17 protein-coding genes are annotated in these 14,032 nt (G+C 40.2%); 16 read left to right on the forward strand and 1 reads right to left on the reverse strand.

The window, feature by feature from the left end; translation table 11 throughout:
• Nucleotides 1-38: 38 nt before the first annotated feature.
• The 12 genes from BZG42_RS02685 (at nt 39) to BZG42_RS02740 (ending at nt 10,335) form a co-directional block, all read left to right on the forward strand.
• Entirely contained in the window at nt 39-797 is a 759-nt protein-coding gene (locus tag BZG42_RS02685) for an ABC transporter ATP-binding protein (RefSeq protein ID WP_120171427.1), read from the forward strand.
• Nucleotide 798: 1 nt separating this feature from the next.
• Nucleotides 799-2,796: an FtsX-like permease family protein gene (locus BZG42_RS02690; RefSeq protein ID WP_155995896.1), complete on the forward strand. Its 1,998-nt coding sequence runs from the start codon at nt 799-801 to the stop codon at nt 2,794-2,796.
• Between the two features lie 253 nt (nt 2,797-3,049).
• The gene (locus BZG42_RS02695; protein WP_024531668.1) at nt 3,050-3,370 is read left to right on the forward strand and encodes a PadR family transcriptional regulator; all 321 of its coding nucleotides are present in this window, start codon (nt 3,050-3,052) and stop codon (nt 3,368-3,370) included.
• A gap of 553 nt (nt 3,371-3,923) precedes the next feature.
• Nucleotides 3,924-4,733 (forward strand): hypothetical protein, encoded by an 810-nt coding sequence (locus BZG42_RS02700; protein WP_155995898.1) that lies wholly within the window; start codon nt 3,924-3,926, stop codon nt 4,731-4,733.
• Nucleotide 4,734: 1 nt separating this feature from the next.
• Complete coding sequence (locus BZG42_RS02705) at nt 4,735-5,559, forward strand: hypothetical protein (protein WP_227985523.1); 825 nt, start codon at nt 4,735-4,737, stop codon at nt 5,557-5,559.
• A gap of 182 nt (nt 5,560-5,741) precedes the next feature.
• A complete protein-coding gene (locus BZG42_RS02710; protein WP_120172459.1) occupies nt 5,742-6,107 on the forward strand; it encodes a TIGR02328 family protein in 366 nt (121 codons plus the stop codon).
• A 161-nt stretch (nt 6,108-6,268) separates the two neighbouring features.
• Nucleotides 6,269-6,505 (forward strand): DUF2829 domain-containing protein, encoded by a 237-nt coding sequence (locus BZG42_RS02715; protein ID WP_024531665.1) that lies wholly within the window; start codon nt 6,269-6,271, stop codon nt 6,503-6,505.
• Nucleotides 6,498-7,196 carry a 3-oxoacyl-ACP reductase gene (locus tag BZG42_RS02720; RefSeq protein ID WP_155995900.1) on the forward strand — a complete coding sequence of 233 codons (699 nt, stop codon included), beginning with the start codon at nt 6,498-6,500 and terminating at the stop codon, nt 7,194-7,196. The genes BZG42_RS02715 and BZG42_RS02720 overlap by 8 nt, the downstream gene beginning before the upstream one ends.
• A gap of 178 nt (nt 7,197-7,374) precedes the next feature.
• On the forward strand, nt 7,375-8,757 hold the full coding sequence (gene glmU / locus BZG42_RS02725) for a bifunctional UDP-N-acetylglucosamine diphosphorylase/glucosamine-1-phosphate N-acetyltransferase GlmU (RefSeq protein ID WP_155995902.1): 1,383 nt from the start codon (nt 7,375-7,377) through the stop codon (nt 8,755-8,757).
• Nucleotides 8,758-8,765: 8 nt separating this feature from the next.
• Nucleotides 8,766-9,311 (forward strand): NUDIX hydrolase, encoded by a 546-nt coding sequence (locus BZG42_RS02730; RefSeq protein WP_024531662.1) that lies wholly within the window; start codon nt 8,766-8,768, stop codon nt 9,309-9,311.
• An 8-nt stretch (nt 9,312-9,319) separates the two neighbouring features.
• A complete protein-coding gene (gene macP / locus BZG42_RS02735) occupies nt 9,320-9,637 on the forward strand; it encodes a cell wall synthase accessory phosphoprotein MacP (protein ID WP_155963526.1) in 318 nt (105 codons plus the stop codon).
• Between the two features lie 8 nt (nt 9,638-9,645).
• The gene (locus tag BZG42_RS02740; protein WP_155995904.1) at nt 9,646-10,335 is read left to right on the forward strand and encodes a 5'-methylthioadenosine/adenosylhomocysteine nucleosidase; all 690 of its coding nucleotides are present in this window, start codon (nt 9,646-9,648) and stop codon (nt 10,333-10,335) included.
• 240 nt (nt 10,336-10,575) lie between these two features.
• On the opposite strand, the gene BZG42_RS02745 is transcribed toward BZG42_RS02740, so the two are convergent.
• Nucleotides 10,576-11,388, reverse strand: a complete 813-nt coding sequence (locus BZG42_RS02745; protein WP_024531659.1) for a MurR/RpiR family transcriptional regulator — start codon at nt 11,386-11,388, stop codon at nt 10,576-10,578.
• A gap of 102 nt (nt 11,389-11,490) precedes the next feature.
• Here BZG42_RS02745 and ybeY point away from each other — a divergent pair, with 102 nt between their 5' ends.
• The 4 genes from ybeY (at nt 11,491) to BZG42_RS02765 (ending at nt 13,938) form a co-directional block, all read left to right on the forward strand.
• On the forward strand, nt 11,491-11,988 hold the full coding sequence (ybeY, locus tag BZG42_RS02750; protein WP_120171435.1) for an rRNA maturation RNase YbeY: 498 nt from the start codon (nt 11,491-11,493) through the stop codon (nt 11,986-11,988).
• Complete coding sequence (locus BZG42_RS02755) at nt 11,969-12,370, forward strand: diacylglycerol kinase family protein (protein WP_024531657.1); 402 nt, start codon at nt 11,969-11,971, stop codon at nt 12,368-12,370. The genes ybeY and BZG42_RS02755 overlap by 20 nt, the downstream gene beginning before the upstream one ends.
• 17 nt (nt 12,371-12,387) lie before the next feature.
• Nucleotides 12,388-13,287, forward strand: coding sequence for a GTPase Era (era, locus tag BZG42_RS02760; protein WP_120171436.1), 900 nt, complete (start codon nt 12,388-12,390; stop codon nt 13,285-13,287).
• 210 nt (nt 13,288-13,497) lie between these two features.
• Nucleotides 13,498-13,938: a GNAT family N-acetyltransferase gene (locus tag BZG42_RS02765; RefSeq protein ID WP_120171437.1), complete on the forward strand. Its 441-nt coding sequence runs from the start codon at nt 13,498-13,500 to the stop codon at nt 13,936-13,938.
• Nucleotides 13,939-14,032 lie beyond the last annotated feature (94 nt).

The following is a 14,032-nucleotide window of genomic DNA, read 5'->3' on the forward strand; positions in this document are numbered from 1 at the left end:
AGGTAGGATTAAAAGAGAAAAAGAAAAGGAGAGAGATTATGTCACTCTTAGATGTTCAGCATGTTCAAAAAATTTATAGTTCTCGTTTTAAAGTTGGTCAGGTTGAAGCCTTAAAAGATATTCATTTTACGGTGGAGGAGGGGGAATATGTAGCCATTATGGGAGAGTCTGGTTCGGGAAAAACGACTCTGCTCAATATTCTTGCGACTCTTGACAAACCAACGAGAGGAAAGGTTTTGCTCAATGGATTGGATACACAGTCTATCAGAAGTAAGGAAGCTTCGGCCTTTCGGCGGGAAAAGCTTGGTTTTGTCTTTCAGGATTTTAATCTTCTAGACACACTTTCTGTTAAGGATAATATTTTACTTCCTCTAGTCCTTTCACGTTATCCGATTGATGAGATGAACAAACGGTTAGTACATACACTTAATAGTCTAGAAATTGGAACTCTACAAGACAAAATGCCTTACGAGATTTCAGGTGGACAGCAGCAACGGGTAGCCGTAGCGCGTGCAATCATCACACGTCCTGAAATCCTCTTGGCTGATGAGCCAACAGGGGCATTGGATTCCAAATCTTCGGCAACTCTTTTAGATGTTTTCGAACAAATCAATCAGAAGGGACAAACTCTTCTGATGGTGACTCATTCAACCGCTGCTGCCAGTCGTGCTAAGCGTGTGATTTTTATCAAGGATGGTATTCTCTACAATCAAATCTATCGTGGAGAACGAAGTAGTCAGGAAATGTACCAGTTGATTTCTGATACCTTGACTGTTATGGCGAATCGAGGTGAGTAATATGCTAGGATTAACCTTCCGATTAGCTCTCACTAATCTAAGAAAGAACCGTCGTCTATATTACCCCTACATCTTAATGACTATGGTGTCAACAACTATTGCCTATATTTTTGCTTCCCTAGCCTTTCATCCCAATCTAGGTGAAGTCTGGGGAGCAAATCAAGTGACTCATGTATTAGGCCTTGGGATGATTGTGGTTATGATTACCGTTACCAGCATGATTTTTTATGCTAATAGTTTTATCATGAAACAACGTTCTAAAGAATTTGGGGTCTATAGTATTTTAGGATTAGAGAAGAAACACTTATTTCTCATGACTTGCTTTGAGCATCTAGTCTTTTTCATTGGAACTGTTGGGAGTGGATTGATACTAGGTATCGTACTGGATAGATTTTTCTACGCTCTCTTACTCAAAGTAATGCAAATGAAAGTCGTTCTGGCTTCCACTTTCCAGATGAAAAATGTTATTCTGGTAGCAACCTATCTTTTGGCAGTTTTTCTACTGGTTAGCATTTTTAATATCAGCAAATTGGGGCTGACGGATTCTCTCAAACTTGTTCAGGGAAAGAAGATTGGGGATAAGAAGGCAGTTTTTCTTCCATTACAAACTCTCACGAGCCTAATTTTGCTAGCTATAGCTTATACAATTGCTCAGTCAGGAGGAAATCCTTCTCTAGCTTTACCAAGTTTTTTTGGTGCGACTCTTTTAGTTATTTTAGCGACCTACTTACTCTTTCAGGCTGGTGTCATTACTTTTTTGAATTGGTTAAAAAATCGCCAAAGCTATTACTATAAACCAGCTAATTTTATCTCCATATCTAATTTGATTTTCCGTATGCGAAAAAACGCTATGGGACTTGCGACTATTACTATTTTGTCAGCTATGTTTTTAGTGACTATGATAGGTGGACTCAACATCTATATTGGTGGTAAAGATCATATTACCAATCAGAATCCCAATGATTTTTCCATTGACATCGGTCTCAGGCTAAATACTTCTCGTGAGCAGGTTCAGAAGTGGGCAGATGATATTTTGAAGAAAGCACAGATTCCGGTGAAAAGCCAAGTGACCTATGACTATCAGCGATTCTATTTTGCCAATGCAACAACCCAACGGATTAACTTTTTATCAGATGAAGAGTATTCAAATAGGAAATTTTCTAAGCCAGTCGGTATTGGTTATATTATTGACCAAAATACCTATCAGAAAATGACTGGACAAACCTTGGATTTGTCCGCGAATCAGTTGGCGATTTATGGCGATTATCAAAAGGGTCAAGAGGTTGAGATTGGCAGCAAACGTCTTCAAGTTGCTCAAGTATTACATAAGAATATTACCCTGGGACATTTACCAAAACATGCTATTTCTCTTACTCTCGGTCAGCATCTTGTTCTGGTGGTAAACAATTTGGATATGTTCACAGAGCGTGTAGACGCTAGGTATTATTTAGGCTATGAATCCAGCTTGCCAGAAGAAGAGCAAGTCAAGGCGCGGGAGCATTTCTTAACTAGAAACTTTGAAAGTGAATTGTGGGATAGGAGTCTACTGCCAAACGGTTTATCTGTTATCAGCTTGGGCTACCGTGCTTATGCTATGCGTTCCTTCTTCAGTTTGGCAGGTTCCTTGTTCTTTATTGGTTTGCTTCTCTCTCTGATTTTTCTCATGGCGGTCGTACTAGTCATTTACTTCAAACAAATTTCTGAAGGATTTGAAGATAGGAGCCGTTTTGTGATTATGACAAAGGTTGGCTTGGATGAACAACAAACCAGACAATCTATTCGTAAGCAATTACTGACAGTATTTTTCTTGCCAGTTCTTCTGGCCTTTGTCCATCTAGGATTTGCTTATAAGATGTTATCATCTATCCTATTTTCTATAGGGGTAGTCAATACAGAGCTGATATTTAAGGTAGCGGTGGGGCTGTGTTCTGGGTACTTCTTACTTTACTCACTGGTTTACATGATTACAACACGGTCTTATAAGAGAATCATTTCTTAAACTTGGGGGAACCCAAGTTTTTATTTTGCCATTGGCAACATTATTTGATCAATTATTAGTTTTTTATTTGCGCATATATTTTTTATCGTATCCATCTTATTTTAGCTAATATGCTTTACAAACTAGTTCAAATGTGCTATCATTCTATAGAACTAGTATGTAAAACAAGATAGTTGGAAAACTTTGGCTTTATCAAGTTTTTATTTTTAAAACACTAGTTGGTAAAACAAATTAGATAGGAAGGAGGGATAGCATGAAGGAGACACAAATGCTAAAAGGGATCTTAGACGGTTGTGTCCTGCAGATCATCGCCCGACAGGAAATTTATGGCTATGAATTGGTTCAAGAACTGAGGGCTAGTGGCTTTCAGAATATGGTCGGTGGAACAGTCTATCCTCTTCTACAAAAATTGGAAAAAAATAGTTTGATTGTGAGTCAAAATAAGCCTTCTCCAGATGGTCCAGACAGAAAGTATTTTTACCTAACAACTCAAGGACAGGCCTATTTAGAAGATTTTTGGCTCCAATGGAATGATTTGGTTAAAAAGGTAGATCGGTTGGCTACAAACCGTTGAAAAAAGATAACCGTCCTAAGTGTTTTTAGCCCACTTTGTCCGTTTCCTATTTTTATACGGATTTTTACGCTCTTTGTATCTTGGTTTAATCGAACACGAGCTAAAATCCTAGTAAAAAAGATAACCGTCCTAGTGTGCTTAGCCCACTTTGTCCGTTTCCTATTTTTATACGGATTTTTACGCTCTTTGTATCTTGGTTTAATCGAACACGAGCTAAAATCCTAGTAAAAAAGATAACCGTCCTAGTGTGCTTAGCCCACTTTGTCCGTTTCCTATTTTTATACGGATTTTTACGCTCTTTGTATCTTGGTTTAATCGAACACGAGCTAAAATCTTAGTAAAAAAGATAACCGTCCTAAGTGTTTTTAGCCCACTTTGTCCGTTTCCTATTTTTATACGGATTTTTACGCTCTTTGTATCTTGGTTTAATTGAACACGAGCTAAAATCCTAGTAAAAAAGATAACCGTCCTAAGTGTTTTTAGCCCACTTTGTCCGTTTCCTATTTTTATACGGATTTTTACGCTCTTTGTATCTTGGTGAAGGGAGAATGAAATGAATAAGCAACTGGAATATCGTAAACAGATTGAGATGATTGAGGAAAAACTAATCAGGAAAAATAAGGAATATATGGAACGTATCAGCAGTTATATGATGATTGCTTCTATTTTTTATCATCAAGAGGAGGTCGTGATGGAACAGCTTTTGTCCATCTATCAGGATGTTTTTGCTGCTCAGCAGGACGGTTGTTCCGCAGAGGAATTCCTCGGCAAAGATAGCAAACAGATGGCAGACGAACTCTTGTCCTACCTTCCACCTATTGGTCTTATGGAGGTGGCTCGTTTAAGTGTTCTTATTCTTAGTATCTATCTTGGCAGCCAGTTCTTAATGGATTTTGCAGGAACAGGAGTCATCTCTCTCAACTGGATTGGCTTGCTCTGCGATACCGTTCTCAGTCTACTGTTGCCAATAGGTATCTTTCTTACCCTTCGTAGACTGATTTACCAGACTGATAAAATCAAGATTTTAGGGATCTATATTGGTTTTTCTCTCGTCTTTTTAGGACTTTGTTTCTTGCGGCTTTGGTTAGTTCCAAAGAAGCTTGATTTCGTCTTGACTGGTTGGGGATTGGTGGTTCTACTTGCCCTACTAGGAGTAGCTCTGCTATTTTTCCAAGAGCAGAAGTTAGTTCGCTATGTCTTTCTGCCTACCTATGTTCTCACTCTGGCTTGTGGTAGCTTGACTAGCTATCTAAAGCAAGTGGGAGCCTCTGTTCCCATCTGGCTTAATCTCACTTTAATTTTCCTGCCGATTATAATCTTTTGGATAGGAAGTATGATATTCTTGATGAGAAAGGAAAAATGAGATGAATACATTTCAGCTACACTTAAAGCAGATGAACGATTTGCAACGAAAATTAAATAAGGAAAACAAGGCTTATATGAAGCGCCTTCGTACCTATATGACTCTGGCCTCTGGTTTTTACAATCAGGAGGAAAGAACCGTAAGGTTGCTGGTATCTATTTATCAAGATGTTTTGGAAGCACAGAAGGATGGTCAGTCGGCTGAAGATTTTCTTGGTAAGGATAGTCAGCAAATGGCAGATCAACTTCTGTCTGATTTACCTCCGTTGCGTTGGTATTATGGTTTGAGGTTAACAGGGAGTATTGCCTTGGTCTATATCGGTTGGCTGTTTCTAGGAACCTTTAGTTGTACGGGATATATGAAATTGGAATGGCGCTCCTTACTTTGTGATCTTCTCATCGGCTTCATGTTGCCAAGTTCTGCCTTTTTTATCCTAAAGAATCTCGTCTATGAGCCGTCTAAGGCCAAGGCGAGATTTGTGATAGGAATCTGGAGCATCTTAGTTCTTGGAATAATCGGTCTGCGGATATGGCTAAGTCGCCAGTTTTATGAGTTCATCCGTCTGCCATTTTGGGTTTCTGTTCTTATTTTGGTTGGGATTGCCGCAGGAATCTGGTACTATCGAAAGAAAACTTCTATTATTCATGTGTTTATGCCTTCTTACATTCTTACAGTGTTGAGTGGCTTTAGTCAGATTGTAGCTACACATTTCGGCTATGGGGAACGAGATTGGACAGGTTGGTTGCCTTTGGGCTTTATCAGTCTAGCCCTAATTTCCTCTCTTCTAGGTGCACTTTATATGTTGAAAAAAGATGAATTGAGCTAAACAAATTTGCAAGGATGGTGATAGACTAGCTTTTTGAGTGGTCTATCATTTTTTGGTATAATAAATAAAGGAGTTTTTTGTTATTATGGAATATGACAGTTACATAAGATTTCCGAATGACTAAGAAAGTCAATAAAGTTGTAGAATTTAGAGTTTGGAAAAATAGGGGATACATTATAGGTATGAGATTATGGCATGAAGAACTAATAAATAAATTACCACGTCAGCAATTACTAGGACAACATAGAGAATGCGCAGCCTTGAGAGGAGCTGGATGGGGACGTTTGCACGCAACTGTTAACTATGTTTTTGAATATTCTCCCTATAAGTTGTACCAATATCATTGCCTGATTCTTGCGGAAATGGAGCATCGGGGATATAAACCGGATGAAAAATGGAAAAATCCTTTGTATAGAGGAAAAGTTGTTTCTGAATATGAAAAACTATCTGAAGAGGTCATTACACACCCTATTTACCCCGAACACAACGAGGAGTATCTGGAAGAATGTTTGGATAATTTAAAAGCCAAAAATATACATCTGTCCTAATTATACTTGGGTTAGAAAGCCAAGAAGGTACGATGGGATATATCAAAAAAGAGGGCTTTTCCTATTGAAAAGATTGTAAGTCCATAACGATAGCAACAACTCATTATAAGGTTCAAGAAACCTTATTAAATCAACGTTTATAGGCAATAAAGGAGAAAATCATGACATTTGAAGAGATTTTACCGGGTTTAAAGGCAAAAAAGAAATATGTACGTACTGGATGGGGTGGAGCAGAGAACTATGTCCAACTCTTTGACACTATTGAAGTTGATGGTCAAAAACTAGTGGCCACACCCTATTTTCTTATCAATGTAACAGGTGAAGGCGAGGGATTTTCTATGTGGAGTCCGACACCTTGTGATGTGCTAGCAACTGACTGGGTAGAAGTTCATGACTAAGAGAGTCCTTGTCACAGGTGTATCCAGCGGCATAGGTCTTGCGCAGGCTCGGATTTTTTTGGAAAATGGCTGGCGTGTTTACGGACTGGATCGGACCAGCAAGCCTGATTTAACTGGTGATTTTCATTTTTTACAAATTGACCTGACAGATGATCTATCTCCGATTTTTTCATGGTGCCAGACAGTTGATGTCCTCTGTAATACCGCAGGTGTTCTGGATGATTATCGTCCTCACTTAGAGATAGAAGAGGCAGAATTGGAACATATCTTTGCAGTCAATTTTTTCTCAGTAACCAGATTGACCAGTCCCTATCTGCGCCAAATGGTAGAAAACAAGTCGGGCATGATAATCAATATGTGCTCTATTGCTTCTAGTTTAGCAGGTGGAGGAGGTTCAGCCTATACAGCTTCCAAGCATGCTCTAGCAGGCTTTACCAAGCAGCTCGCCCTTGACTATGCCAAATCAGGTATTCAAGTCTTCGGCATTGCCCCAGGTGCTGTTCAGACAGGGATGACCCAGGCCGACTTTGAACCAGGAGGCCTGGCTGATTGGGTAGCAGCTCAGACTCCTATCGGACGCTGGACACAGCCAGAAGAAATTGCAGAGTTGACCTTTATGTTAGCTACGGGAAAATTCTCGTCTATGCAAGGGCAGATTATTTCTATTGATGGTGGTTGGAGTTTGAAATAGATGGATTGTATGGTTGAGGAGCAACCACACAAATACATACGAAGCGGAAGATAAATCTTTCAATCTGGAGAGTTTAGACTCTCCTTTTTGTTTACAATATCAGCTCTTTGTTCTGCTATTTTCCAAAAATCCTAAAATTTGCTATAATGAGGTGATAAGATTGAAAAGAGAGATATTTATGAGTAATAATTATGCCATTATCCTAGCAGCGGGGAAGGGAACTCGCATGAAATCTGACTTGCCAAAGGTCTTACACAAGGTAGCAGGTATCACTATGCTGGAGCACGTTAAGCGTGCTGTAGATGCTGTGGAGCCAGCTAAGACAGTGACTATTGTTGGTCATAAGGCCGAATTGGTTCAGGCAGTTTTAGAAGGTAGCTCGGAATGTGCATTCCAGTCTGAGCAGTTGGGAACAGGTCATGCAGTAATGATGGCTGAGCCGGAACTGGCAGGGTTAGAAGGACAAACCTTGGTAATTGCAGGTGATACACCGCTGATTACAGGTGAAAGTTTGAACAATCTTATTAGTTTCCATGTTAGCCATAAAAATGTGGCGACCATTTTGACTGCTCAGGCAGATGATCCTTTTGGCTATGGTCGAATTATCCGAAATGCAGATGGTGAGGTACAAAAAATTGTTGAGCAAAAGGATGCTAACGATTTTGAAAAACAAGTCAGGGAAATCAATACTGGTACCTATCTCTTTGATAATAAACGCCTCTTTGAAGCCTTAAAGGACATCAATACGGACAACGCTCAAGGCGAATACTATCTGACAGATGTGATTGCAATCTTCCGTCAGGCGGGAGAAAAAGTGGGGGCTTATGTGTTGCGAGATTTTGACGAAAGTCTAGGCGTCAATGACCGTACTGCTCTTGCAAAAGCTGAAGCGGTGATGCGTAAACGGATCAATGAAAAACATATGGTCAATGGTGTTACATTTATCAATCCAGAAGCAACTTATATCGACATTGATGTTGAAATTGGTGCAGAGGTAGTTATTGAAGCCAATGTTGTACTGAAAGGTAGAACCAGCATAGGGGAGCGCACTGTTTTGACAAACGGCACTCGTATCCGCGATTCTAAAATTGCAGCAGATGTTGTGATTAGCAATTCAGACATTGAAGAATCCATCATTGATGAAGGTGTAACAGTTGGACCATACGCTCATATCCGTCCAGATAGTCTATTGAAAAAAGGGGTTCATGTCGGTAATTTTGTGGAAGTCAAGGCTTCTACGCTTGGAGAAGGAACTAAGTCAGGGCATTTGACCTATCTTGGAAATGCGACCATTGGAAGAAATGTCAATGTGGGAGCTGGTACCATCACTGTGAACTATGATGGAAAAAATAAGTTTAAGACCAGAGTAGGAGACAATGCCTTTGTTGGCTCAAATTCAACCATCATTGCACCGGTAACAATTAACGATAATGCTCTGCTGGCTGCTGGCTCTGTGATCACAAAGGATATTCCTAAAGATGCAATCGGTATTGGTCGTAGTCGCCAAGAAAATAAAGAAGGATATGCAACGCGTTTTCCTTTCCATCCAGATAAAAAATAGGTAGTTATATGAAATTTGAAGAAAAAACCATTAATCGGAAAGAGATTTTCAAGGGACATATCTTTGATGTCGTAGTTGATGATGTCCAATTACCAGATGGTAAAACTGGTAAGCGGGAATTGGTTTTCCATAAGGGAGCAGTTTGTGTTTTAGCTTTGACATCAGATGGTAAGATGATTTTAGTTAAACAATACCGTAAGGCAATTGAGCGTACCATCTACGAAATTCCAGCCGGTAAGTTGGAGCTGGGAGAAGAGGATACCTTGGAAGATGCAGCCTTGCGCGAATTGGAAGAGGAAACTGGGTACAGCAGTGATAAACTAACCTTACTGGCAGATTTTTATTCGGCCATTGGTTTTTGTAATGAGCGTATCCGTCTCTACCTAACTGACAATCTGATAAAGGTTGAGAACCCTCGTCCCATGGATGAAGACGAAGTTATTGAACTCTACGAGGTAACCTTGGAAGAAGCCTTGAGTTTAGTAGCAAGTGGAGATATTTGTGATGCCAAGACTATTATGGCTGTTCAATATTTACAACTCATGAGAAAGTAGGTTAAAGCATGGGGAAGCCCTTGTTAACAGATGATATTTTAGAGAAAGTGAAAAAGAAGCAGTATTCTGATGGATTTATGTTTGGGCATTACCGTCCCAATCAAGACGTCCCAATGGATGACTCTGTATTTGAACCCTATCTCGAAGAGGATTATCAGGGTTATGAGGAAGGGCAGACTATCCGTATTCCAGTCACCCCCACGGTGGTAAAAAGTCGCCGTATCGAAACCATCAAACGTGAAGAATTTCGTAGCAAGGTCAATAAAATCCTCTTTTGGGTTATCCTCTTGCTAGTGATATTTGTCTTGGCAGTATTATTTATTTAGGAGAGAAGATGAAGTTTGGAATAATCGCAGCCATGCCTCAAGAATTGAAGATTTTACTTGACCATCTTCAAGAGGGAATTGAGACTGAAGTTTTAGGTCGAACCTATTATCAGGGACGTATCGGTCAACACGAGGTTGTTCTTGTTCAATCAGGGATTGGGAAGGTCATGTCCGCCATGTCTGTAGCAATTTTGGTCGATCGTTTTGCGGTAGATGTCATCGTCAATACAGGTTCGGCAGGTGCAGTCGCTGAGGGCATTGCTGTTGGAGATGTTGTTGTGGCAGACCAATTAGCTTACCACGATGTCGATGTGACAGCTTTTGGTTATGCCTATGGGCAAATGGCAGGTCAGGAATTGTATTTTCCGGCAGATCAAACCTTGTTGAAGCAGCTAAGATCCGTATTGGAAGAGCAGGAAATGGCTAGTCATGTAGGTCTGATTGTGACAGGTGATAGCTTTATAGCAGGTCAGGACAAGATTGCAATCATCAAGGAACACTTTCCAGAGGTTCTTGCTGTGGAAATGGAAGGAGCAGCGATTGCTCAAGCCGCTATCAATGCAGGCAAACCATTCTTAGTCATCCGAGCCATGAGCGATACTGCCCAAGGAGATGCTAATATAACGTTTGATGAGTTCATCATTCAAGCAGGTAAACGTTCGGCACAGATCCTAATCTCCTTTTTAGACCAAATTTAGAGCGATGTCAGAATACAATGATAAAAAGCGAACAACTATGGCTTTCTAATATACTCCCTTTATAGTGGACAGTGAATAGATCAAACTATTTCACCAGAAACGATGAGGGGAGTTTTTCCATGCTTAAAAGAAGTCTCAAAACTGCTGGAGAAAAGTTAAAGGGCCTCATCCCTCTTGGAGTGAGGAGCAAGGCCACGATTTAAATTTTTTAGTTTCTAATTTCTTACTACTTTATATAAGTTACTCTTTAATTGTTTGTTTGAAAATATTCTCTTTTCTTTCCTTGTCAATAGCCAAAAAGTATGCATAAATAACATCTAGCATAATGAGGAGAGGAATTTGTGGAGAAATTCGGTTGCCATAGTTCAGATGCCTGACAGAAGCAACAGGGATGATTTGATCAAAGGGGGGATGGGAAAAGCATCTGGTAGTTAGCAGGGCTGTTGGGATGCCTTTTTGAGTAGCTAAATGTAAGTGTTCCATGACTTCTTCTGTTTGCCCGGATAAGGAAAGTCCAATGACCAAACAAGTTGCGTCCAAAATATTCGTTGTCCAAATGAGATTGTTTTTGTCCGTGATAGCATCGCATACCACACCTAAACGCATAAACCGAGATTTGATTTCTATGGCAACCAGCCCAGAACTTCCGATGCCGTAGAAGTACACTCTTTTGCTGGCATCTATTAGTTTAGCGATTTCCTCAAGTTTCTCCTCATCCACTAAATTATTGGTTGAAGTTAGGATTTCTTCATAATCAACGAGAACCTTCTTTGTTAGGCTACGCTGTAATTTTTCAAAATGTTTTTCTAGATATTGCTGGTTATTTTGAAAAGCAAAGACAAATTCTCGATAGCCAGAAAAACCACATTTTTTAGCGAAACGAGTAAGAGCAGATGGGGAAATGTGGAGATTTTTTATCGTAGTTTCTAAGCTTAGATCGGCCGTCGCAGGATCCAGTTGCGTGAAATAGCTACCGATATGTTTTTCGAGCCGTGTCATCTGATCCAGATGTGACTCAATAATTGCGGTGATGTGTTTTGGTGTTTGCAACATATTCGATTCCTTTAATAGGATGGTTTAAGGATATTATACCACTAAAACCTCCTCATGGATAGGATTTATGATATAATGGAGTCGTAAAAGGAACGTGAGACGATGTATATTGAAATGATTGATGAAACAGGGCAGGTTTCTGCTCAAATGCAAGAGCAAATTACGGATTTGCTCCAGTTTGCGGCCGAAAAAATTGGCAAGCAGAATAAGGAAATGGCTGTGACTTTTGTTGATAATGCCCGTGTCCACGAGGTGAATCTCAAGTATAGGGGGATTGATCGTCCCACTGATGTCGTCAGTCTGGAGTACAAGCCTGAATCTTTGATTGTGTTTAACGAAGAAGATTTATTGGATAATCCTGAGTTGGCAGAGATGATGGAAGACTTTGATGCTTATATCGGTGAATTGTATATCTCCATTGATAAGGCACGGGAACAGTCAGAAGATTACGGTCATAGTTATGAGCGTGAAATGGGCTTTTTGGCTGTTCATGGTTTTCTACATATCAATGGCTACGATCATTATACGCCGGAAGAAGAGGCGGAAATGTTTGGTTTACAAGAAGAAATTTTGACTGCTTATGGACTTACACGAGAATAATACAAAAAATCGGTGGAAAAACAGGGAATTGATTGCTAGTCTTGAGTTTGCGGTAACGGGTTTGTTAACTGCTTTCAAAGAAGAGCGTAATATGAAGAAGCATCTAGTCTCGGCCATCCTTGTGGTGCTGGCAGGGGTTGTTTTTCAAGTAACGGTAACGGAGTGGCTCTTTTTATTACTTAGCATCAGTTTGGTGATCGCTTTTGAAATTGTCAATTCAGCTATTGAAAATGTGGTAGATTTGGCATCGGGTTATCATTTTTCCATGCTGGCTAAAAATGCTAAAGATATGGCAGCAGGGGCGGTTCTATTTATCTCAGGTTTTGCTCTTTTAACAGGGCTTATTATCTTCTTGCCTAAGATTTGGAACCTTATTTTTTAGAACTTTAAGGAGAATACATGACATTTCGGTCAGGTTTTGTGGCGATTTTAGGTCGTCCAAATGTAGGGAAGTCGACCTTCCTAAACTATGTGATGGGGCAAAAAATTGCCATTATGAGCGATAAAGCTCAGACAACTCGGAATAAGATTATGGGGATCTATACAACCGATGAGGAGCAGATTGTTTTCATTGATACGCCGGGCATTCACAAGCCCAAGACAGCCTTGGGCGATTTCATGGTGGAATCTGCCTACAGCACTCTGCGTGAGGTGGATACAGTCCTCTTTATGGTGCCAGCTGATGAAAAGCGAGGCAAAGGTGATGATATGATTATGGAGCGACTCAAACAAGCAAACGTTCCAGTCATTTTGGTGGTCAACAAGATTGATAAAGTACACCCAGACCAGCTTCTGGAGCAGATTGAGGACTTTCGTCATCAGATGGATTTCAAGGAGATTGTGCCAATCTCTGCGACTCAGGGCAACAATGTTAACCGTCTCATGGAGATTCTCAAGGAAAATCTAGACGAAGGGTTCCAGTATTTCCCAGCAGATCAAATCACAGACCATCCGGAGCGTTTCTTAGTATCTGAGATGATTCGAGAAAAGGTTCTGCATCTGACCCGTGAAGAGATTCCGCATTCAGTAGCGGTGGTGATTGAGTCTATGAAACGTGATGAGTTTACAGACAAGGTACATATTCGAGCGACTATCATGGTGGAGCGTGATAGTCAAAAGGGCATTATCATCGGTAAGCAAGGTGCTATGCTCAAGAAGATTGGCTCTATGGCTCGTCGTGACATCGAACTGATGCTAGGTGATAAGGTCTTTTTGGAAACCTGGGTCAAAGTCAAAAAAAACTGGCGTGATAAGAAGTTAGATCTGGCCGACTTTGGCTATAATGAGAAGGAGTATTAACAGGAATACGAGAGCTAGGTTCTGATACTGAGTCGCCTAAGGACTTTTTATAGGAATTTTTGTAAATTTGAGTAGTTTTTTTAAAGGCATCAGCTTTAGCGAATCAAACTCGATCCAAGTCATCGAAAACTTCTATTTTACTTCAATTTAATAGGGATCTATATTCGTCAGGGAAGCCGCAAGGTTTTTACTGCGTTATAGGAGGCATTGATGATAAAACCTGTGACGAAAGAAGATGTTTGCATATGGAGTAGCTTTGCAAGTCAGGTATGGCAGAAAAAAGAAATAAACTTACTAGAGCAGTTCAGGGCTGGCGCCTTTCCAAATGAGTTTCTCTATTATGATGGGGAGAAAAAAGCCATAGCTTGGGTTAGTTTATCACTTCGTTCAGAATACGTTGAAGGGTGTTGTTCTAGTCCTGTTGCCTATCTGGAGGGAATTTGGGTTCGTCCGGATTATCGCCAACGAGGTATTGCTGGTCAATTGCTGATTTTTGCGGAAAAATGGGCACGAACAATGGGGGCAAGCCAGCTTGCTTCTGATGCGGATATTGATAATGTAATCAGTCAGGCTTTTCATATAAAAAACGGTTTTAAAGAAGTTAGCCGTACCGTTCACTATGTTCGAAATTTGGTAGTAGACAAAGAATAGCGGGGCTTGCTTTTCTGGCAAAATCAGATTAAGTAGTCAGTGTTGAACATGCCTACGACTCTTTGAAAAGGGGTGACCATTACCTTAGGTACTT

The sequence above is a fragment of the Streptococcus sp. DAT741 genome (assembly GCF_009866825.1).
Taxonomy (GTDB): domain Bacteria; phylum Bacillota; class Bacilli; order Lactobacillales; family Streptococcaceae; genus Streptococcus; species Streptococcus ruminantium.

What these genes read in the sequence shown, in the direction of transcription:
- BZG42_RS02685 (WP_120171427.1), top strand. Translation starts at nt 39, where the DNA reads ATGTCACTCTTAGATGTTCAGCATGTTCAAAAAATTTATAGTTCTCGT.
- BZG42_RS02690 (WP_155995896.1), top strand. Translation starts at nt 799, where the DNA reads ATGCTAGGATTAACCTTCCGATTAGCTCTCACTAATCTAAGAAAGAAC.
- BZG42_RS02695 (WP_024531668.1), top strand. Translation starts at nt 3,050, where the DNA reads ATGAAGGAGACACAAATGCTAAAAGGGATCTTAGACGGTTGTGTCCTG.
- BZG42_RS02700 (WP_155995898.1), top strand. Translation starts at nt 3,924, where the DNA reads ATGAATAAGCAACTGGAATATCGTAAACAGATTGAGATGATTGAGGAA.
- BZG42_RS02705 (WP_227985523.1), top strand. Translation starts at nt 4,735, where the DNA reads ATGAATACATTTCAGCTACACTTAAAGCAGATGAACGATTTGCAACGA.
- BZG42_RS02710 (WP_120172459.1), top strand. Translation starts at nt 5,742, where the DNA reads ATGAGATTATGGCATGAAGAACTAATAAATAAATTACCACGTCAGCAA.
- BZG42_RS02715 (WP_024531665.1), top strand. Translation starts at nt 6,269, where the DNA reads ATGACATTTGAAGAGATTTTACCGGGTTTAAAGGCAAAAAAGAAATAT.
- BZG42_RS02720 (WP_155995900.1), top strand. Translation starts at nt 6,498, where the DNA reads ATGACTAAGAGAGTCCTTGTCACAGGTGTATCCAGCGGCATAGGTCTT.
- glmU (WP_155995902.1), top strand. Translation starts at nt 7,375, where the DNA reads ATGAGTAATAATTATGCCATTATCCTAGCAGCGGGGAAGGGAACTCGC.
- BZG42_RS02730 (WP_024531662.1), top strand. Translation starts at nt 8,766, where the DNA reads ATGAAATTTGAAGAAAAAACCATTAATCGGAAAGAGATTTTCAAGGGA.
- macP (WP_155963526.1), top strand. Translation starts at nt 9,320, where the DNA reads ATGGGGAAGCCCTTGTTAACAGATGATATTTTAGAGAAAGTGAAAAAG.
- BZG42_RS02740 (WP_155995904.1), top strand. Translation starts at nt 9,646, where the DNA reads ATGAAGTTTGGAATAATCGCAGCCATGCCTCAAGAATTGAAGATTTTA.
- BZG42_RS02745 (WP_024531659.1), bottom strand. Translation starts at nt 11,388, where the DNA reads ATGTTGCAAACACCAAAACACATCACCGCAATTATTGAGTCACATCTG.
- ybeY (WP_120171435.1), top strand. Translation starts at nt 11,491, where the DNA reads ATGTATATTGAAATGATTGATGAAACAGGGCAGGTTTCTGCTCAAATG.
- BZG42_RS02755 (WP_024531657.1), top strand. Translation starts at nt 11,969, where the DNA reads ATGGACTTACACGAGAATAATACAAAAAATCGGTGGAAAAACAGGGAA.
- era (WP_120171436.1), top strand. Translation starts at nt 12,388, where the DNA reads ATGACATTTCGGTCAGGTTTTGTGGCGATTTTAGGTCGTCCAAATGTA.
- BZG42_RS02765 (WP_120171437.1), top strand. Translation starts at nt 13,498, where the DNA reads ATGATAAAACCTGTGACGAAAGAAGATGTTTGCATATGGAGTAGCTTT.